Here is an 18,054-nt window from a genome sequence, read left to right as displayed (position 1 = left end):
GCGCGCTGTCCGCACGCGGCGCCGGCCGCGCGCCGCGCCGGTTCGTGCGCGCTGCGCAGCCCGGCGCCCGGCGGCGTTCGATCACGTTTTCAGGAAACGATTCATGTCATTCACCCTTGCCGCGCGGCCGTCGCGCGGCCGGATCGCGCTGGCATGCGCGGCCGCTTTCGCATGGCCCGCCGCGTATGCGGCGCAACCGGACGGCGCGCGTGCCGAGCCGGTATCGGAATCCGTCGCGGAGACCAGCCGGGCAGCCGCCGCGGCGCCCGCTGCCACGCGTCCGGCGGCGGTTGCGCCTGCCGGCGGCGATACGCTCGCCGCCGTCAGCGTGACCGCGCAACGGCGACCGGTCGACCCCGATACGCCGGCCGTCGTCGAGTCGATCACGCGCGAGCGGATCGACGCGCACACCAACGTCAACACCGAGGACGCACTGAAGTACGCGCCGAACCTGATGGTGCGCAAGCGCTACATCGGCGATCGCAACGCGGTATTCGCGGGCCGCGATTTCAACGAATTGCAGAGCGCGCGCGGGCTCGTCTATGCCGACGGCGTGCTGTTGTCGAACCTGCTCGGCTCGAGCTACGCGTATCCGCCGCGCTGGTCGCTGATTCCGCCCGACGACATCGCGCGGGTCGACGTGCTGTACGGCCCCTTTTCCGCGCTGTATCCGGGCAATGCGATCGGCTCGACCGTGCTGCTGACCACGCGGCGGCCCGAGCAGCTCGAGGCGTCGCTGTCGACGCAGTTCTTCACGCAACGCTATCGCGACGGCTACGGATTCGCCGACAGCTTCGGCGGCAATCACCAGACCGCGCGGATCGCGAACCGCGTCGGCCGCTTCTGGTTCGCGCTGTCGCTCGACCGGCTCGAGAACAACGGGCAGCCGATGCAGTACGCAAGCCCGAACGCCGCGTACAACCCGAAGCTTGGCCGTGCGGTGCCGGTGACGGGCGCGGCGACCGACGTCGGGCCGAACGGCAAGCCGCGCACGATCGTCGGCGCCCAGTCGCTCGAACGCACCGAGCAGATCAACGGGACGGTGCGGATGGGCTACGCATTCACCGATCACGTCGACGCGACGCTCACGCTAGGCCACTGGGAAAACCATTACCGGCAGCACGGCGAGACGTTCCTGCGCGACGCGGCGGGCAACCCCGTGTACGGCGGCAACGTGTCGATCGGCGGGCAGAACATGACCGTGGCGCCGAGCGCGTTCGCGCCGCAGCGCGGCGACCAGGAGAACTGGCTGTATGCGCTCGGGGTGAACGCGCGTCTTGACTCGGGCTGGCGGCTGTCGGGCGTCGTGTCGGCGTACGACGTGTCGCGCGACGTGCTGCGCGCGGCGTCGACCGCGCAGGGCGGCGCGGGTACGCAGTTCCAGGGCGACGGCACCGGCTGGCGCACGCTCGACCTGAAGGCGGAAGCGCCGGAAGTGAAGGGGCATGCGTTCACCTTCGGCTATCACTACGACAACTATTTCCTGCGCAACGTCACGTACAACACGGCGGACTGGCTGAACGGGCCGACGACGTCGCTCGCGAGCATCTATCGCGGCGACACGCGCACGCAGGCGCTGTTCGCGCAGGACGCGTGGCGCTTCGCGCCCGGCTGGCTCGCGACGCTCGGGCTGCGCTACGAGCGCTGGGATGCATACGGCGGCGCGCTCGGCAACGCGAGCGGCACGCTCGGTTATGCGGGCCGCAGTGCGAATGCGCTGTCGCCGAAGGTGGCGCTGCAGTGGGACGCCACCGACGTCTGGCGTTTCCGGCTGTCGTTCGCGACGGGCACGCGCTTTCCGACGGTCGGCGAACTGTTCCAGGGCACGATCTCGAACAACGCCATCGTCAACAACAACCCGAACCTGCGTCCGGAAAAGGCGATCGACTGGGATTTCACCGCCGAGCGCGACGTGGGCGTCGGTGTCGTGCGCGCGAGCGTGTTCCAGAGCGACCTGCGCGACTCGATCTACAGCCAGACGACGGTGTCGGGCGCGTCGACGGTCACGAACATCTCGAACGTCGATCGCGTCCGCGTGCGCGGCGTCGAGCTCGCGTTCAGCGGGCAGAACGTCGGACTCAGGGGGCTCGACGTCGATGCGAACGTGTCCGCGAGCAATGCGCAGATCCTGTCCGACGCGGCGAACCCCGCGTATGTCGGCTCGCGTTTCCCGCGGATTCCGCGCATGCGCGCGAACCTGCTCGCGTCGTACCGCTTCGACGAGCACTGGCTCGCGAGCGTCGGCGTCCGCTATTCGGGGCGCCAGTTCAACACGCTCGACAACGGCGACGTGAATCCCGGCGTCTATGGCGGCACCAGTTCGTACACGGTCGTCGACCTGAAGGCGCGCTACCGCTTCGACCGGCACTGGGTTGCATCGGTCGGCATCGACAACCTGACGGACCGCCGCTACTACGTGTTCCACCCGTATCCGGGCCGCACTTTCTATGGAGAACTGAAATGGTCGCTGTGAAATCATTCGCGGCAGGCTGCGCGCTGTGGCTCGCGGGGCTGTCCGCTGCCGGCGCGCACGACGCGGCGAAGCCCGCCGATCCGCACGCCGCGCACATGGGCATGCAGGCGGCGGTCGCGTCGCAGAAGCAGCCGCTCGCCACCGGCGCCGCGTTCGATGCGCGGCATCGGTTGTGGGCCGCGTGGGTCGAGGGCGAGCATGTGGTCGTCGCGCATTCCGACGACGCGGGCCGCACGCTGTCTGCCGCGGTGACCGTCAACGCGATGCCGGAATCGATCTACACCAGCGCGGAAAACCGTCCGAAGGTCGCGGCGAGCCCGGACGGCCGCGCGATCTACGTGTCGTGGTCGATGCCGCTCGACGCGCCTTATACGGGGATGGTGCGCTTCTCGCGCTCGCTGGACGGCGGCGCGACGTGGAGTGTGCCGATCACCGTGCATCGCGACAGGCAGATGATCACGCACCGCTTCGACATGATGGCGGTCGACCCCGCGGGACGGATCTATCTGGCCTGGATCGACAAGCGCGACCTGACCGCCGCGAAGGCGGCCGGGCAGGCGTACGACGGCGCGGCGATCTACTACGCGGTGTCGCGCGACGGCGGCGCATCGTTCGAGCCGGAGCGCAAGGTGACCGACCACACCTGCGAATGCTGCCGGATCGCGATGGCAATCGACCCGGCCGGGCGCGTGGAGGCTGCGTGGCGCAACGTGTTCCCGGGCCAGATTCGCGATCACGCGCTTGCGGTGCTGCCGGCCTCGGCCGATGCACCGGTTGCGCCGCTGCGCACGACGTTCTCGAACTGGCACGTCGAGGCGTGCCCCGACCATGGTCCGGCGCTCGCGATCACGTCGGACGGCACGCGGCATCTTGCGTGGTTCGGCGTGGTCGACGGCCGTGCCGACGTGTTCTATTCGCGGATCGCCGCGGACGGCCGGCCGCTCGGCGCCGCATGGGCGTTCGGCGCGAATCCGGCCGCGCCGGGCGAGCAGGCTTCGCATGCGGCGATGGTCGCGCGCGGCGATATCGTGTGGCTCGCGTGGAAGGCGTTCGACGGCGACACGATGCAGATCAAGTTGCGCCGCTCTGACGATCGCGGCGCGCACTGGTCGGAGCCGCGCGTGATCGCGTCGACGTCGGGGGCGAGCGACAATCCGCAACTGCTCGACGATGCGGGGCGCGTCTACTTGTCATGGCGCACGCGCAACGACGGCTACCGGCTGATTGCGGTGGAGGGCGGGCAATGAAGCGCCTGATCGTGCTGGCGAGCCTGGTGCTCGCGTGCGGGCCGGCGCTGGCCGGCGCGCTGCAGCCGCTGCGCGCGGCCGATGTCGGCCGGTTGTTCGAGCGTGCGCACGAGCGGCCGTTGGCGGTCGAAATCTGGTCGCTCGACTGCGGGTACTGTCGCGAGAATGCCGCGCATCTCGTCGAATGGCAGCGCCGTCACCCGGAGGTGCGCATCGCGATGGTGGCCATGGATGCGTACGACGAGAACGGCGCGGCGATCGGACAGGCGCTCGCGCAGATGAACCTGCCGCCGCACGTCGCGCAGTATGCGAACGCCGAGGCGATGCCGGAACGCCTGCGCACGGCGCTCGATGCGGAATGGCGGGGAGAACTGCCGCGCACCGTATGGATCGGCCGCGACGGCGTGCGCGACGCGCGCAGTGGATTGCTGACGCCCGCCGTGCTCGATGGCTGGCTGCGCGCGGCGCCGCGTCGTTGAGAGGGTGGGGCGGCGCACGGCGATCGGGCCGTGCGCCGGTGACTGCGAAAGCGCGCCCGATGGCGCGCACGAAGGCTTGCGAAGCGGAGCGACAGGTGCGTCAGGTGGCTCGCTTGAACAGGCGGATCACGAACAGCAGGATCACCGCGCCGATGACCGCGACGATCACGGAGCCGAAGAAGCCGCTGCCGATGCTGATGCCGAGCAGCCCCGCGAGCCAGCCGCCGATGATCGCGCCGACGATCCCGACGATGATGTCGACGATGAGCCCGAAGCCGCCGCCCTTGACGAGCACGCCGGCAAGCCAGCCGGCAATCGCGCCGATGATGAGCCACATAATCAAGCCATGAGTCATGGTTGTCCTCTCCTTGTAACGAATCGATAAGACCGGACGCCGTGCGGTGTGCCGGCCAGCGCGGTACGTCGACTACGCAGCGTCGCCCACGCAATGTAGCGCGATAGGCGGGTCAGGATCGTTAAGTAATGTTATGTACTGCGATCGGGATTTTCCAGGGGATTTGTCTGCGCAGCGCGCGAGTCGAATCTTGTGGAGGAGGACGTTGACCGCAGCGAGTGCTGCGATGCGATGAGTACGTTTATCGCTTTCCGGCGCGGAAAACGATAAAGGCCTGACAAGCGATTGCTTGTCAGGCCTTTTTATCTTGGTGCCGGAGATAGGAGTCGAACCTACGACCTTCGCATTACGAATGCGCTGCTCTACCAACTGAGCTACACCGGCAGCAGAGAAATGAAATTATATGGTGGAATCTTCGATCTTGGCAATAGGTTTTGCGAAAAATTTTTCAGCTTTTTTCGGCTGCTTCGCAAAACCCCTGCTTCGACAGGTCTTCCAATTTCATTTCACCGCGATGCGACCCCTTAGGGCTGCATCGCGAGGCGCGATTGTACGTGCGTCTCGCGACGCCGTCCAGTGTTGCCTTGCAATCAATTGCCTTCGGTGTGATAGCGCGTCACGCGCTCGACTTCGTTCTTCGAGCCGAGGAACACGGGCACGCGCTGGTGCAGGCCGGTCGGCTGCACTTCCATGATGCGCTGCGTGCCGGTCGTCGCCGCGCCGCCCGCCTGTTCGACGATGAACGACATCGGGTTCGCCTCGTACATCAGGCGCAGCTTGCCCGGGCGATCCGGCGTGCGCTTGTCGGCCGGGTACATGAAGACGCCGCCGCGGTTCAGGATGCGGTGCACGTCGGCGACCATCGACGCAATCCAGCGCATGTTGAAGTTGTCGCCGCGCGGGCCGTCCTTGCCGGCGTTCAGCTCGTCGATGTAGCGCTTGACCGGGTCGTACCAGTGACGCGCGTTCGACGCGTTGATCGCGTATTCGCGCGTCTCTTCGGGAATCCGCATGTTGCTCTGCGTGAGCACCCACGAGCCGACTTCGCGGTCGAGCGTGAAGCAGTTCACGCCGTTGCCGGTCGTCAGCACGAACACCGTCTGCGGGCCGTACACCGCATAGCCGGCCGCGACCTGCTCCGTGCCCGGCTGCAGGAACGACTCCTCGGTTGCCTGCTTGCCGTCCGGGCAGCGCAGCACCGAGAAGATCGTGCCGATCGACACGTTCACGTCGATGTTCGACGAGCCGTCGAGCGGATCGAACACCAGCAGGTATTCGCCGCGCGGGTAGTTCGACGGGATCGGGAAGAACGTTTCCATTTCCTCGGACGCCATCGCGGCGAGGTTGCCGCCCCATTCGTTCGCGTCGAGCAGGATTTCGTTCGACAGGATGTCGAGCTTCTTCTGCACCTCGCCCTGGACGTTTTCGCTGCCGGCGGTGCCGAGCGCGTCGCCGAGCGCGCCCTTCGACACGTTGTAGCTGATCGCCTTGCAGGCGCGGGCGACGACTTCGATCAGGAGGCGCAGGTCGTAGGGGAGGTTGTTGGTCGCACGCTGCTGTTCGATCAGGAACTTGGACAGCGTGGTGCGGCGGGCAATGGACATGACAGACTCCGAGAGGCCAAATAATCCTTGAATTGCCTCGATTTTACCCGTCGTGCCTCACGCAACGACCGCTTTTTTCGTCCGGTTACACGGCCGGGCGGCCCGATCCCGCCGCGCCGGCCGGCCGGGGGCGCAAAAAAGCCGGCGCCGCATCGCGCGGCGCCGGCTTTGTCATGCGCGGCGAACGAGCCGCGGGCGACGCCGTCAGGCGAGCGCCTTCTCGACGATCTCGCGTACGTCGCGCGACTTCGCGCCGGCGGCAACCTGTTCGAGCGCCGTTTTCATCCGGTCGCGCAGCGCCGGCGTGAAGCGGCGCCACAGCTCGAGCGAGCGGGCGAGGCGCGCGGCAACCTGCGGGTTGATCGCGTCGAGCGCGAGCACCTGTTCGGCCCAGAACGCGTAACCGGAGCCGTCCGCCGCGTGGAACTGCGCGGGGTTCGCCGCGCAGAAGCTGAAGATCAGCGAGCGCGCCCGGTTCGGGTTCTTCAGGTTGAACGCCGGATGCGCGAGCAGCTTGCGCACCTTGGCGAGCGTCGGCTGCGCGGGCGTGCCGCGCTGCGCGGCCTGCATCGCGAACCATTTGTCGATCACGAGCGCTTCCTTCTCGAAGCGCCCGTAGAAATCGGCCAGCGCACGCTCGGCCGGCGCGTTCGCGCCCGCCGCGGCGGCCGACAACAGCGCGCCGAGCGCGGCCGCGCGATCGGTCATGTTGTTCGCCGCGTCGTATTGCGCGTTCGCGAGACGCACCGCGTCGGCCGGATCCTCAAGCTCGGCGAGGTACGCGAGCGCGAGGTTCTTCAATGCGCGGCGGCCCGACGCGTCCGGCGTCGGCTCGTACGTGCCCGGCGTCTGGTGCTGCTCGTACGCGGCGAGCCACTCGGCGCGCAGCGCGGTCGCGAGCTGGCGGCGCACGAACTGGCGCGCGCGGTGGACGGCGGCCGGATCGGACTCGGCCATCTGGTCGGCGAGGTAGGTCTCCGACGGCAGCGTCAGCGCGAGTTCGCGGAACGCCGGCGACAGCGTGTCGTCGGTCAGCACGCGGCGGAACGCGGCGACGAAGTTCTCGCCGAGCGCGAGCGGCTCGTTTGCGGCTGCGCGCGACGCGAGCGTCAGCAGCGCGCGCGTCGCGAGGCGCTGGCCCGCTTCCCAGCGGTTGAACGGATCGCTATCGTGCGCGAGCAGGAACGCGAGGTCGTCGTCGCTGTAGTCGTACTCGACGATCACCGGCGCCGAGAAGTTGCGCAGCAGCGACGGCAGCGGCTGTTCCGGCACGTCGACGAACGTGAAGGCCTGCTCGGTGTCGGTGAACTCGAGCACGCGCGTCGTGCCCGATGCGGCCGCGTCGCCGTCGAGGCGCAGCGGCAGGTCGCGGCCGTCGCGGCCGATCAGGCCGAGCGCGAACGGAATCAGCAGCGGCCCCTGCTGCGTTTCGCGCGCGGCGGGCGACGCGTCGCCGTAGCCCTGCGCGAGCGTGACCGTGTAGCGTCGCGCGGCCGCGTCGTATGCGGTCTTCACCGTCACGCGCGGCGTGCCGGCCTGGCTGTACCAGCGCTCGAACTGCGCGAGGTCGCGGCCGTTCGCGTCGGCCATCGCGTGACGGAAATCGTCGCAGGTCACCGCATGGCCGTCGTGACGCTGGAAGTACAGGTCCATCCCCTTGCGGAAGCCGTCGCGGCCGAACAGCGTCTGGTACATCCGCACGACTTCCGAGCCTTTCTCGTAGACGGTCATCGTGTAGAAGTTGTTGATCTCGACGTAGCTTTCAGGGCGCACCGGGTGCGCCATCGGGCCCGCGTCCTCGGCGAACTGCAGCTGGCGCAGCACGCGCACGTCCTCGATGCGCTTGACCGCGCGGGCCGCCGATTCGACGTCGTCGCCGGCGGCCATGTCGGCCGAGAACTCCTGGTCGCGGAACACCGTCAGGCCTTCCTTCAGGCTCAGCTGGAACCAGTCGCGGCAGGTCACGCGGTTGCCCGTCCAGTTGTGGAAGTACTCGTGGCCGACCACCGATTCGATGTTCGCGAAATCGGTGTCGGTCGCCGTTTCGGGGTTCGCCAGCACGTACTTCGTGTTGAAAATGTTGAGCCCCTTGTTCTCCATCGCACCCATGTTGAAGTCCCCGACCGCGACGATCATGAAGCGGTCGAGATCGAGCTCGAGGCCGAAGCGCTTTTCGTCCCAGCGGATCGAGTGGATCAGCGAGTCCATCGCGTGGCGGGTTTTGTCGAGGTCGTGCGCCTCGACCCATACCTGCAGCAGCTTGTCCTTGCCGGAACCGGTCGTGATCGTCTCCTCGATCGCGACCAGCGTGCCCGCGACGAGCGCGAACAGGTAGCTCGGCTTGCGGAACGGGTCTTCCCATTTCGCGAAGTGGCGGCCGTCGGGCAGGTCGCCCGAGTCGACGAGGTTGCCGTTCGACAGCAGCACCGGGTATGCGGCCTTGTCGGCGCGCAGCGTCACCGTATACGACGCCATCACGTCGGGCCGGTCGAGGAAGTAGGTGATGCGGCGGAAGCCTTCGGCCTCGCACTGCGTGAAGAAATTGCCGCTCGATACGTACAGGCCGGACAGCGTCGTGTTCTGGTCGGGCGCGCAGGCGCTGTCGATCGTCAGCTCGAACGCGTCGGGCACGTTCTCGACCGTCAGCCCGTGCTCGTGCGCGCGGGCCGTGCAGGGCGCGCCGTCCAGCCGCGCGCCGACGAATTCCAGGGCCTCGCCCATCAGCTCCAGATGCGGGGCCGGGGCGGCGTCGGGGTTGCGGCGCACGCGCATCGTATTCCTGACGATCGTGCGGGCCGGTGCCAGGTCGAACTCGAGGGCAACGGAATCGATGAGGAAGGCCGGCGGCGTGTAGTCGGCGCGGCGGATCACGGCGGAATTGGCGTTGTCGGACATGGTCGTCGAGGTCGGGGGAATCGGGGGCGGGCGCGCGGCGCGGCCCGGTGAACCGGCCCATTGTACAAAGGCTTGAGTTTGCGTGCCGTGCGAACTTTTTACCGCGCCGGACAGTCCGCGTATTATCGGCATCCCGTCCGCGTCGCGCGATGCGGCCAGCGGGTGACGGATTGACGAGGATGATCATGAAACGCGAATGGATTCAACGCGGTGCGGGATGGGCGGCGGCGCTGTGCGTGGCGCTGCTGGCGGGCTGCACCAGCTACGTGACGACCCAGGTCACGGCCTTCTCCGACTGGAGCGGCAGCGATGCGACACGCACGTATGCGTTCGCGCGCAGCGACGCGCAGAAGAACAGCATCGAGCAGTCGACCTACGAGCCGATCGTCGCGAACGAGCTGTCCGCGTACGCGTTCCGGCAGGCGCCGCAGGCGAGCGCCCGCTACCTGGTCGGGCTGACGTACGGCGTCGGCAGCGATCTGGTGACGGTGCCGCAGCCGGTCTATTACGACCCGTGGTTCCCGGGGCCGTACTGGCGCCGCGGGCCGTGGGGCCCGTGGGGGCCCTGGGGCCCGATGCCGACCGGCTACGTGAACCAGACTTACCAGGTGTTCGACTACATGCTCGGGATCCGGATCACCGAGCGCGCGACGGGCAAGGAGGTCTATAACGTCACCGCGCGCACGACCGGCGACAACGGTGCGCTGCTGTATGCGATGCCGTTCCTCGCACGCAGCGCGCTCGCCGATTTCCCGCTCGGCAACGGCGCGGTCAGGACAGTGCGCCTGCCGGTCGACAAACGGGGCGGGCCGGCCGCGCCGGCGTCCAACGAACGCGTGGTGCCGGCCGCGCCCGCGTCCGGCGCGGCGGCGGCCAAGTAACGCGCGCGGCGGCGGATGCCGGCACGCCGGTTCGCCGGGCTCCGCCTGCCGCCGCCTGCCGCCACCGCGGCGCCGGTCACATTCCGGCGCCGAACAGCGCGAGCGCGCCGAGCACGATGAACAGCACCGCCGCGATCCCGTGCACGACCGTGGTCGGCAGGCGGTGCGCGAAACGGTCGCCGAGCAGGATCGCCGGCACGTTCGCGAGCATCATCCCGAACGTCGTCCCGGCGACCACGCCGATGTAGTCCTGGAAGCGCGCGGCGAGCGCGACGGTCGCGAGCTGGGTCTTGTCCCCCATCTCGGCGAGGAAGAACGCGACGAAGGTCGCGCCGAACACGCCGAGCCGCGTGCGGTTCGCGTTGGCTTCGTCGGCGTCGAGCTTGTCCGGCACCAGGATCCACAGCCCCATCCCGATGAACGAGAACGCGAGCGCCCAGCGCATGATCGACGGCGTGACGAGCGCGCCGAGCCATTCGCCGAGCGCGCCGGCGCACGCGTGGTTGACGAGCGTCGCCACCAGCACGCCGAGGATGATCGGCACGGGCTTGCGGTAACGCGCGGCGAGCACGAGGGAAAGCAGCTGGGTCTTGTCGCCGATTTCTGCGAGAGCGACGGCGCCGGTGGAGATCAGGAAGGCTTGGGTCACGACGGGGTTCCACGGGCCTGTTGTTGTGCGTGCGAGCGACGATCCACCGCGCGCCGGGCCCTGATGCGGCGCACTGTGAACCATCGGTCTCGCCAGGCCTTCGGTGGCTGCGCCCGCCATGGCCGAACGGCCAAGTCTGTTGACGGACGCCTCCGTCACGATGCGCGCCGGTGGCGCGAGGCATCGAGCGGAGCGGCTACTCCCCAATGAGGAGCGGATTCTAGCACGGCGCATGGGGCGCGGAAAGCGGCCGGGGGCCGCTTCGCGGCGAGCGGAGGCCGCAAAGGGCGCGGCCGGGCAGCCCGGAAATGCGGCATGACCGCGGCATGGGCAAAACAAACGGACGCCATGCGCCCGTCCAAAACACCCGACCCGTGCGGCACGCGACGCGTGACGCGCGCAGGCAGGCGTACCGTCAGGCCGCGCGGCGCGCGGTGCCGCGTTCGTGCACGCAGCGGCCGGCCGCATAGGTCCGGTACACGGCCCGGTCGTCGCCGAGCAGCGCGAACGCGAACAGCAGTTCCTCGAGCGATTCCGCGCGCTTCGTGCGGCGCGCGAGCAGCGGCGTCGCCTGCGGATCGAGCACGACGAAATCGGCCTCGGTGCGCGGCGCGAGCGTGCCGACCGTATCCGCGAGATCGAGCGCCTGCGCGGCGCCCGTGGTCGCGAGCCAGAACATCCGCGTGGCGCTCAGGTGGTGGCCCGACAGCCGGGCCACCTTGTGCGCCTCGTTCATCGTCTGCAGCATCGAGAACGACGTGCCGCCGCCGACGTCGGTCGCGAGCGCGACCGGCACGCCGTATTCGCCCGCCTTGTCGAAATCGAACAGCCCGCTGCCGAGGAAGAAGTTCGACGTCGGGCAGTGCGCGACCACGGTGCCCGTCTCGGCCATCCGGCGGCGGTCCTCGTCGTCGAGGTGGATGCAGTGGCCGTACACCGCGCGGCGGCGCAGCAGCCCGTAGTGATCGTAGATGTCGAGGTAGCTGCGGTGGCCGGGGAACAGCTCGGCCGCCCACTTCACCTCGTCGACGTTCTCCGCGACGTGGCTCTGCACGAACACGTCCGGATGGCGGCGCGCGAGTTCGCTGCAGGCCTCGAGCTGCGCCTCGGTCGAGGTCGGCGCGAAGCGCGGCGTGAGCGCGTACATCTGACGGCCGCGGCCGTGCCAGCGGCCGATCAGCTCCAGGCTGTCGTCGTAACCCGACTGCGCGGTGTCGCGCAGGAACTCGGGGCAGTTGCGGTCCATCAGCACCTTGCCCGCGATCATCCGCAGGTCGCGCGCATCGCTCGCCGCGAACAGCGCATCGGCCGACTGCTTGTGCACCGTGCAGTAGACGAGCGCGCTCGTCGTGCCGCACGCGAGCAGTTCGTCGACGAAGAATTCCGCGACCTCGCGCGCGTGGTCGGGGTCGGCGAACTGCCGCTCGGTCGGGAACGTGTACTTGTCGAGCCACGGCAGCAGGCCGGGCGCCGGCGACGCAATCATGTCCGTCTGCGGATAGTGGATGTGCGTGTCGATGAAGCCGGGCACGATCAGCTTGTCGCGCAGGTCGTGCACGTGCGCGTCGGGCGCGAGCGTCGCGGTGAGCTGCGCGTGCGGGCCGGCCGCGACGACCTTGCCGTCGTCGACGATCAGGAGGCCGTCGGCCTCGTAGTGCGCGGCCTGGTCGGATTGCGCCGGGTCGCCGCTGAAGGTCAGCAACTGGGCGCGGAAAGCGGATTGCGTCATGACGAATGGTCCTGCGTGGAAAAAACGGTCAGCGTGGTGCGAGCGGCGGCGCGGGGTGGGTTCGACGGCCCCCGCCGCCTCGGATATCAATCGGAAAAGCGCTCCTCAAGGTCGGTCGCCGTGACCGCGGCAGTCCGCATTCGTCGGGTGCATCGTCAGGCGGCGTGCCAGTACGCGTCGAGGCGCGCGGTCAGCGCGTCGCGCTGCGCCGCGTCGACGAACGAGGCCTCGAAGCCGTTGCGGATCACCGCGTGGACTTCCGCGTCGGTCAGGCGCAGCCCTTCCACGGTCGCGAAATAGTTGTCGTTGACGTAGCCGCCGAAGTAGGCCGGATCGTCGGAATTGATCGTCACCGCGACGCCCTGGTCGAGCAGCGCCTTCAGCGTGTGCTTCGCCATGTCGTCGAATACGCACAGCTTCAGGTTCGACAGCGGGCAGACGGTGAGCGCCATGCGCGATTGCGCGAGTCGCTCGACCAGCGCCGCATCCTCGATGCTGCGCACGCCGTGGTCGATCCGGTCGACCTTCAGCACGTCGAGCGCTTCGTACACATAGGCGGGCGGGCCTTCCTCGCCCGCATGCGCGACGAGCTTCAGGCCGAGCGCGCGCGCCTTCTCGAACACGCGCGCGAATTTCGACGGCGGGTTGCCGCGTTCGGACGAATCGAGCCCGACGCCGATCAGGCGATGCTTGTACTGCTCGAACAGCGGCAGCGCGGCGTCGAACGTCGCCAGCGCGTCTTCTTCGGACAGGTGGCGCAGGAAGCACAGGATCAGCCGGCTCGACAGGCCGCGCCGTTCGGCATCGGCGAGTGCGCGCTCGATGCCCGCGACGACCGTCGCGATCGGCACGCCGCGCTCGGTGTGCGTCTGCGGATCGAAGAACAGCTCGGTGTGGACGACGTTGTCCGCGAGCGCCCGCTCGCAGTACGCGGCGGTCATGTCGTAGAAATCCTGCTCGGTGAGCAGCACGCTTGCGCCCGCGTAATAGATGTCGAGGAACGACTGCAGGTCGGTGAACGCATACGCGGCGCGCAGCGCGTCGATCGAGTCGTACGCGAGCTTCACGTCGTTGCGCTGCGCGAGCGCGAAGATCAGCTCCGGCTCGAGCGAGCCTTCGATGTGGATGTGCAGCTCGGCTTTCGGCGCACGGGCAATCTTGTCCTTGAATGTCGGGGTCATGGCGTTTTTTCTTGGTCGGTCAGAAAGTAGGGGAAGCCTGCGCGGCCGCATTCGCTTCGACGGCCTGCAGCAGCTGCGCGGCCACCGAGATCGCGATCACTTCGGGCGCCTTGTCGACGATGCCTTCGACGCCGATCGGGCAGTGCATCCGCACGATTTGCGCCGGATCGATGCCGATCGCCGCGAGCCGGTGGTCGAACTGCACGCGCTTCGTGTGCGAGCCGATCATCCCGAAGTACGCGTAGTCGCCGCGCCGCAGGATGCGCTCGGCCAGCGCGAAATCATGCGCGTGGTCGTGCGTCATCACGACGAAGTAGCTCTGCGGCGGGGCGGCGTCGACTGCTTCCTCGGGCGTGTCGCGCGCGTCGATCGTCAGGTTGCCGATGCCGGCGAGCACGTCGGGCGGCGGAAACGCGGCGTCGCGCCGGTCGACCCAGCGCACGCTGCACGGCAGCGTCGCGAGCACCTTCACGAGCGCGGCGCCGACGTGTCCGGCGCCGAACAGCACGACGGGGAACGCGTACGGCGCGATCGTTTCGGTCATCAGCGACACGCCGCCGGTTTCCCACAGCAGGCAATCGGCGCGCGCGGCCGACGGCTCGGGCTCGCTCAGCAGCGGGGCGCCCGGCGAGGGGCCGAATGATACGCTACGCACGGTCGCGGCGCCTGCCGCGACGCGCTTCGCGAGCGACATGATCCACCCGAGGTCGCCCACGTCGAGCCGCTCGAACGCGAGCACCACCGCGCCGCCGCAGCACTGGCCGAGGCTCGGGCCGAGCGAGAGCCGCTCGAGCTTGCGCGCGTGGGGCACGTGCGCGCCGTCTTTCAGCAGATGCCGTGCGATCTCGATCGCCTTCCATTCCAGATGGCCGCCGCCGATCGTGTAGCGCGCGGTGTCGCGCGTCACGAGCATCTTGGTGCCGGCTTCGCGCGGCGCGGAGCCGTCGGTGTGCGCGACGGTCACGAGCACGGCCGCCTCGCCGTGCGCGAGCAGTTGCTGGAGATCGCCAAGCCAGGGTTCCATCAGCACGCTCCCGGTTGGCCGGTGCGCGCGGTGCGGCGCGGGCTGGCGGGCGCAGTGGCGACGGCGGCGACGGTGGACGGCAGCGGGCCGGGCCGGGCGGGCACGCGCCGCGCGCTCGCGCTCGCGCTCGCGGTGGCGGGCCCGGGGCGGGGCGCGTGGGCAGCGCCGCCGAATGCGCGGACGCCATGAGGGTGACAGAAGCGGATGGTGTGCGTTGTCATGATGAATCCAGTCGACATTGCGGATCAGGCGCGCGTTACGCAGGGGTCGAGACCGCCCGGCCTCGCGCACGTAGATCGCCATCCAGCCAGCACGATAGCACTGCAAAAAAGCCGGAAGATGGTCCGGCGCTGATGCGTGCTATCAGACGGCGATCATGTCGATCATAGGCGCGTCGCGGGACGCTGAGGGCCCGATGGCGGGGCAGCGGCTCGAAACGCAGGCCCGGCGGGGCTCGGTGGAGCGCGACGATGCAGCGGAGCGGGACGCGAGCCGCCCGGAATGGCGGGGCGTCACGGGGTAGGGGTTTACGCGCGGCGGGCGAGGTGCAGCAGGCCAGGTGCGGCGTCAGGTGCGGCCCGGCTAGGCTCGGCAGGCCGGCCGCCGCGACATGCGCGAAAGCGGCCGGCCGACATACGGCCGGCTCAGGCCGCGAGCTTGCGGCGATGGCGCCAGAGGCTCGCGACGACCGCGATCAGGATCACGGCAAAGCCGATCAGCGCCCAGCCGGGCAGCAGGATGCCGAGGATCGGCGGATAGACCGTTTCGCACAGCCCCGCGACCTTGAACATGCCGGGGAACCACTGCGCGGGCGGCAGGCTGTCGACGATCGGCTGCAGCGTGTCGAAACCGCAGCTGAAGCCGGGGTTCATCTGGATCGTCAGGTGCCGCGCGGCGGTGCCGGCGCCGCCGGCCGCGGCGATCGCGATCAGCAGCTCGAGCAGCCAGATGCCGCGCCAGTTCCGCATCCCGGCGGCGAGGAACGCGAAGATGCCGATCGCCGCGAAGAAGTAGCGCTGGATGATGCACAGCGGGCACGGATCCTCGTTCTTCACGTACTGCAGATAGAGCGCGCCTGCCAGCAGGGCAATGCAGACCCATCCAAGCAGCATCAGCAGACGGCGTTCGCGGCGCAGCGCAAGCGTGAAATCGTTCATGGTCGGCGGGGTTCCTCGTCGGTCGGTCCGGAAAACAATCGCGCGATTTTAGCGCGAACCCGCTGGCACGAAACTGACAGCGCGCGTGCGGCGCGCCGCCGCATCCGGCCGCCTGCGTCAGCGGATCGTGTTCAGCACCGCTTCCACCGCCTGGCCGATCGCGAGCAGCGCGTCGTCGCGATGCGGCGCGGCCGCGAGCATCAGGCCGACCGGCGCCGCGTCGCGCGGATGGCACGGCAGTGACAGCGCGCACGCGTCGAGGAAGTTGAACGCGCTCGGGTTGCGCAGGATCAGCGCGTTGGTGCGTGCGAACGCGTCGTCGTCGGCTTCCAGCTCCGCGATGCGCGGCGGCACGACCGGCACCGTTGGCGCGACGAGCGCGTCGAAGCGCGACCAGACCGTGTGCGCCGCTTCGTCGAGCATCGCGTCGCGCGCGGCGACGAGGTCGAGGTAATCGGCCGCGCTCGCGGGCTCGCCTTTCAGAATTCGCGACAGCACGCGCGGGTCGTACCGGTCGCGATGCTGCGCGAGCAGCGGCCGGTGCCATGCGTACGCCTCGATCGGCGAGAAGCCGAAGCGGTTGACGTCGGGCAGCCGGTCGAGCGCGGCGAAGCGCACTTCGGTGACGACCGCGCCGGCCGCCTCCAGGTGCGTGAGCGCGGTGTCGAGCGCGGCGGCGACATCGGCGTCGACGCCGTCCGTCACGTAGTTGGTCAGCACGCCGAGCCGCACGCCCTCGAGCGGGCGCGCCGCGGGCACGTGCGGCTCGAGGCCCGCGAGCACCCGGTCGACGAGCGCGCAGCAGGCGACCGTCAGGCCGATCGGGCCGAACGAGTCGAGCGTCGCCGACAGCGGCACGCCGCCTTGCTTCGGAATCCGGCTCGCGGTCGGCTTGAAGCCGGTCAGCCCGCACAGCGCGGCCGGGATGCGGATCGATCCGCCCGTGTCGGTGCCGAGCGCGACGGCGGCCATGCCGTCGGCGACGGACGCGGCCGCGCCGGATGACGAACCGCCGGCGATCCGCGCGTCGCCGGGCACGTCGCGCCGGAACGGCGAGCGGGGCGTGCCGAAATGCGGATTCAGTCCGAGCCCGGAGAACGCGAACTCGCTCATGTTGGTGCGGCCGACCAGCACCGCGCCCGCGCGCCGCAGCCGCGCGACGGCGACCGCGTCGGCGGTGGCCGGCGGCGCGCCGTCGAGCACCCGCGAGCCGGCGCGCGTCACCTGGCCGGCGACGTCGAACAGGTCCTTCACCGACACCGGAATGCCCGCGAGCGGCGACAGCACGGTGCCCGCGGCGCGCAGGCGGTCGTGCGCGTCGGCGGCCGCGCGCGCGTTGTCGGCATCGACCTCGGTGAAGACGACGGCGCCCTGGCCGGCCGGATCGGCGATCCGTTCGAGCGCGGTGTCGACGAGCGCGCGGCTCGTCGTGCGGCCCGCGGCGAGGTCGGCGGCGAGCTGGGCGAGCGGGGGGAAAGGCGTGAAGGTGGTCATGATCGGGTCAGGGGCGAAGGCGTTGAAGAAGCGTGGCGCGGAACGAATCGATATGGCGCTCGACGGCCGCGCGCGCGCCGGCGGCGTCGCGTGCGCGCAACCGCTCGAGCAGTTCGCGGTGCTCGCGCTGCACGTCGGCGAGGTGATGCGGTTCGGACAGCGTGACGAACCAGAAGCGCAGCGAGCGCTCGTGCAGCCCGCGCAGGATCTCGGCCAGCACCGGGTTGCGCGCGGCCGCGCCGATCGTCAGATGAAACGCGCGGTCGAGGTCCATCATGCCTTCGACGTCGTGCGCGTCGGCGCAGGCCTGGCCGTCGTCGAGCAGCGTGGACAGGTGCGCGAAATCGTCGGGCGTCGCGTGGCGCGCGGCCAGCTCGGCGCAATGCGCTTCGTTGATGCGCCGCACGTCGATGACTGCGACGATGTCGTCGAGCGACAGCGGCTGCACCAGCAGCCCCTTGCGCGGCATCACCGACAGCAGCCCTTCGAGCACGAGCCGATGCACGGCCTGGTGGACCGGCGTGCGGCCGATGCCCGTGCGTGCGACGAGGTCGGCTTCGTTGAGCGCGGCGCCGGGCTTCAGGCGCATCGTGATGATGTCGCGCTGGATCAGCGCGTACGCGCGTTCGGCGAGGGAGGCGTCGGGCCGGGCGCGCGGCGCGTCGGTCAGCGCATTCATGAGAGCGGCGGCGTGGCGGCCGGAAGAGGCGTAGGCATGCGCGGGATCCGGGCGCGTGGCGGTGCATGGATACTATTGTGATATATCACTGGTGTCCAGTGCCGTGCGGCAGCCGCGATCCGTCTGGGGATTGGCCGGGCGCCTGCAACAATATCGACAAGATGTTGCCGGTTTGCCGCGCGATCGTGCACTGAAGCATAATGAATC

General features: G+C 69.3%; 14 protein-coding genes, 1 tRNA gene and 1 riboswitch. Of the genes, 4 read left to right on the top strand and 11 right to left on the bottom strand.

Annotated elements, in window-relative coordinates:
- Nucleotides 1–103 precede the first annotated feature (103 nt).
- Genes HWY45_RS20835 through HWY45_RS20825 form a run of 3 tightly spaced genes read left to right on the top strand, consistent with a single transcriptional unit; the run spans nucleotide 104 to nucleotide 4,199 of the window.
- Complete coding sequence (locus tag HWY45_RS20835) at nucleotides 104–2,473, top strand: TonB-dependent receptor (RefSeq protein WP_059884911.1); 2,370 nt, start codon at nucleotides 104–106, stop codon at nucleotides 2,471–2,473.
- Complete coding sequence (locus tag HWY45_RS20830; RefSeq protein WP_059884909.1) at nucleotides 2,461–3,720, top strand: sialidase family protein; 1,260 nt, start codon at nucleotides 2,461–2,463, stop codon at nucleotides 3,718–3,720. Before HWY45_RS20835 ends, HWY45_RS20830 begins: the two co-directional genes overlap by 13 nt.
- Entirely contained in the window at nucleotides 3,717–4,199 is a 483-nt protein-coding gene (locus HWY45_RS20825; RefSeq protein WP_059884906.1) for a TlpA family protein disulfide reductase, read from the top strand. Before HWY45_RS20830 ends, HWY45_RS20825 begins: the two co-directional genes overlap by 4 nt.
- Nucleotides 4,200–4,299: 100 nt before the next feature.
- Here HWY45_RS20825 and HWY45_RS20820 read toward each other — a convergent pair whose 3' ends face one another.
- From HWY45_RS20820 to pepN, 4 genes are all read right to left on the bottom strand, one after another.
- Nucleotides 4,300–4,554: a GlsB/YeaQ/YmgE family stress response membrane protein gene (locus HWY45_RS20820; protein ID WP_059802254.1), complete on the bottom strand. Its 255-nt coding sequence runs from the start codon at nucleotides 4,552–4,554 to the stop codon at nucleotides 4,300–4,302.
- Between the two features lie 308 nt (nucleotides 4,555–4,862).
- Nucleotides 4,863–4,938: transfer RNA gene (locus tag HWY45_RS20815), tRNA-Thr, on the bottom strand.
- Nucleotides 4,939–5,144: 206 nt separating this feature from the next.
- Complete coding sequence (locus HWY45_RS20810) at nucleotides 5,145–6,158, bottom strand: class 1 fructose-bisphosphatase (RefSeq protein ID WP_059563388.1); 1,014 nt, start codon at nucleotides 6,156–6,158, stop codon at nucleotides 5,145–5,147.
- 204 nt (nucleotides 6,159–6,362) lie between these two features.
- Nucleotides 6,363–9,053 (bottom strand): aminopeptidase N, encoded by a 2,691-nt coding sequence (gene pepN / locus HWY45_RS20805; protein ID WP_059884904.1) that lies wholly within the window; start codon nucleotides 9,051–9,053, stop codon nucleotides 6,363–6,365.
- A 185-nt stretch (nucleotides 9,054–9,238) separates the two neighbouring features.
- On the opposite strand from pepN, the gene HWY45_RS20800 reads away from it, so the two are divergent.
- Nucleotides 9,239–9,934, top strand: a complete 696-nt coding sequence (locus HWY45_RS20800; RefSeq protein WP_059563438.1) for a DUF4136 domain-containing protein — start codon at nucleotides 9,239–9,241, stop codon at nucleotides 9,932–9,934.
- A gap of 76 nt (nucleotides 9,935–10,010) precedes the next feature.
- Here the strand turns inward: HWY45_RS20800 and HWY45_RS20795 are convergent, their stop codons facing one another.
- The 7 genes from HWY45_RS20795 to HWY45_RS20765 form a co-directional block, all read right to left on the bottom strand.
- On the bottom strand, nucleotides 10,011–10,583 hold the full coding sequence (locus HWY45_RS20795; RefSeq protein WP_059802250.1) for a TMEM165/GDT1 family protein: 573 nt from the start codon (nucleotides 10,581–10,583) through the stop codon (nucleotides 10,011–10,013).
- Nucleotides 10,584–10,661: 78 nt separating this feature from the next.
- Nucleotides 10,662–10,800, bottom strand: a riboswitch (yybP-ykoY riboswitch).
- Between the two features lie 198 nt (nucleotides 10,801–10,998).
- Nucleotides 10,999–12,312 carry a guanine deaminase gene (guaD, locus tag HWY45_RS20790; RefSeq protein ID WP_059884902.1) on the bottom strand — a complete coding sequence of 438 codons (1,314 nt, stop codon included), beginning with the start codon at nucleotides 12,310–12,312 and terminating at the stop codon, nucleotides 10,999–11,001.
- A gap of 155 nt (nucleotides 12,313–12,467) precedes the next feature.
- Entirely contained in the window at nucleotides 12,468–13,493 is a 1,026-nt protein-coding gene (locus HWY45_RS20785; protein WP_059884900.1) for an adenosine deaminase, read from the bottom strand.
- A gap of 19 nt (nucleotides 13,494–13,512) precedes the next feature.
- A complete protein-coding gene (gene xdhC, locus HWY45_RS20780; protein ID WP_059884898.1) occupies nucleotides 13,513–14,517 on the bottom strand; it encodes a xanthine dehydrogenase accessory protein XdhC in 1,005 nt (334 codons plus the stop codon).
- Between the two features lie 644 nt (nucleotides 14,518–15,161).
- Entirely contained in the window at nucleotides 15,162–15,674 is a 513-nt protein-coding gene (locus tag HWY45_RS20775) for a disulfide bond formation protein B (RefSeq protein WP_059563394.1), read from the bottom strand.
- 117 nt (nucleotides 15,675–15,791) lie between these two features.
- Nucleotides 15,792–17,168 carry an amidase gene (locus tag HWY45_RS20770; protein ID WP_059884895.1) on the bottom strand — a complete coding sequence of 459 codons (1,377 nt, stop codon included), beginning with the start codon at nucleotides 17,166–17,168 and terminating at the stop codon, nucleotides 15,792–15,794.
- Between the two features lie 7 nt (nucleotides 17,169–17,175).
- Nucleotides 17,176–17,847: a GntR family transcriptional regulator gene (locus tag HWY45_RS20765; RefSeq protein ID WP_059884894.1), complete on the bottom strand. Its 672-nt coding sequence runs from the start codon at nucleotides 17,845–17,847 to the stop codon at nucleotides 17,176–17,178.
- Nucleotides 17,848–18,054: the final 207 nt, after the last annotated feature.

It is taken from the genome of Burkholderia stagnalis, from assembly GCF_902830275.1.
Taxonomy (GTDB): domain Bacteria; phylum Pseudomonadota; class Gammaproteobacteria; order Burkholderiales; family Burkholderiaceae; genus Burkholderia; species Burkholderia stagnalis.
Note: the sequence above shows the minus strand (reverse complement) of the source record. Positions and strands in the feature narration are given on the sequence as shown.

What these genes read in the sequence shown, in the direction of transcription:
- HWY45_RS20835 (WP_059884911.1), top strand. Translation starts at nt 104, where the DNA reads ATGTCATTCACCCTTGCCGCGCGGCCGTCGCGCGGCCGGATCGCGCTG.
- HWY45_RS20830 (WP_059884909.1), top strand. Translation starts at nt 2,461, where the DNA reads ATGGTCGCTGTGAAATCATTCGCGGCAGGCTGCGCGCTGTGGCTCGCG.
- HWY45_RS20825 (WP_059884906.1), top strand. Translation starts at nt 3,717, where the DNA reads ATGAAGCGCCTGATCGTGCTGGCGAGCCTGGTGCTCGCGTGCGGGCCG.
- HWY45_RS20820 (WP_059802254.1), bottom strand. Translation starts at nt 4,554, where the DNA reads ATGACTCATGGCTTGATTATGTGGCTCATCATCGGCGCGATTGCCGGC.
- HWY45_RS20810 (WP_059563388.1), bottom strand. Translation starts at nt 6,158, where the DNA reads ATGTCCATTGCCCGCCGCACCACGCTGTCCAAGTTCCTGATCGAACAG.
- pepN (WP_059884904.1), bottom strand. Translation starts at nt 9,053, where the DNA reads ATGTCCGACAACGCCAATTCCGCCGTGATCCGCCGCGCCGACTACACG.
- HWY45_RS20800 (WP_059563438.1), top strand. Translation starts at nt 9,239, where the DNA reads ATGAAACGCGAATGGATTCAACGCGGTGCGGGATGGGCGGCGGCGCTG.
- guaD (WP_059884902.1), bottom strand. Translation starts at nt 12,312, where the DNA reads ATGACGCAATCCGCTTTCCGCGCCCAGTTGCTGACCTTCAGCGGCGAC.
- HWY45_RS20785 (WP_059884900.1), bottom strand. Translation starts at nt 13,493, where the DNA reads ATGACCCCGACATTCAAGGACAAGATTGCCCGTGCGCCGAAAGCCGAG.
- xdhC (WP_059884898.1), bottom strand. Translation starts at nt 14,517, where the DNA reads ATGGAACCCTGGCTTGGCGATCTCCAGCAACTGCTCGCGCACGGCGAG.
- HWY45_RS20775 (WP_059563394.1), bottom strand. Translation starts at nt 15,674, where the DNA reads ATGAACGATTTCACGCTTGCGCTGCGCCGCGAACGCCGTCTGCTGATG.
- HWY45_RS20770 (WP_059884895.1), bottom strand. Translation starts at nt 17,168, where the DNA reads ATGACCACCTTCACGCCTTTCCCCCCGCTCGCCCAGCTCGCCGCCGAC.
- HWY45_RS20765 (WP_059884894.1), bottom strand. Translation starts at nt 17,847, where the DNA reads ATGAATGCGCTGACCGACGCGCCGCGCGCCCGGCCCGACGCCTCCCTC.